Annotated in this window: 1 pseudogene; it reads left to right on the top strand. The window is 70.9% G+C overall.

Annotation, left to right across the window (positions count from 1 at the left end):
- Positions 1 to 132: 132 nt before the first annotated feature.
- Positions 133 to 664, top strand: a pseudogene (locus tag EHS43_RS45585) (condensation protein); the annotation flags it as partial.

The raw sequence follows: 664 nt of genomic DNA, 5'->3' as shown, positions 1-664 counted from the left end.
GGTGGGCGCGTCGCACGGGGCATTCGGCCACGTGGCCCAACTGCTGGCGCTGATCGGCTTGTTCGCTGCGCTGGTGAGCGTGCGTGAGCCCGAGCCCGAGCCCGGGGTGAACAAGGGGAGGACGGAACCGGAATGACCCCACCGACGCGCATCCCGTTCCCGGTGGTCGACGAGGTCTCCCGCCACTGCCTCCAGGAGGAGGAACCGGAGACGGTCCACATAGAGGTGCACCTGCCTGGGCGACTGGACCGGTCCCGGCTCCGCAAGGCGTTCCTGGAGGCCCTGCACCGCCACCCCCGGATTCTGATGCGGGAGGCCCCGGGGGGCTGGTACCGCCGCCGCTACGAGTGGGAACTGACGGCGGAGCCGGACGTGGAGGTGGTGAGCTTTCCGAAGGCGGGGCGCAATGCCCTGCGGGATGCGAGGACAAGGGCGTTGGTGGAGGCACCTCCCCTGTCCCTGTCCCCACCGATCCGGCTGGAGGTCGTGGAGGGCGCAGGCCGGGCGGAAGGCAGCGAGGCGACGGACATGGTCGGCCTGCACCCACCTCTTGAGGGGCGCGGGGCTGCATCGATCAGCGGCTCCGCCGCGGGGCGCGACCAGCCCCCACTCGCCCGCACCCGAAACACAACCGTGCTCTTCCTCACCATCAACCACACCGCAC

Source organism: Streptomyces sp. RP5T, from assembly GCF_003933965.1.
GTDB lineage: Bacteria > Actinomycetota > Actinomycetes > Streptomycetales > Streptomycetaceae > Streptomyces.
This window is presented reverse-complemented; position numbering and strand designations above follow the sequence as displayed.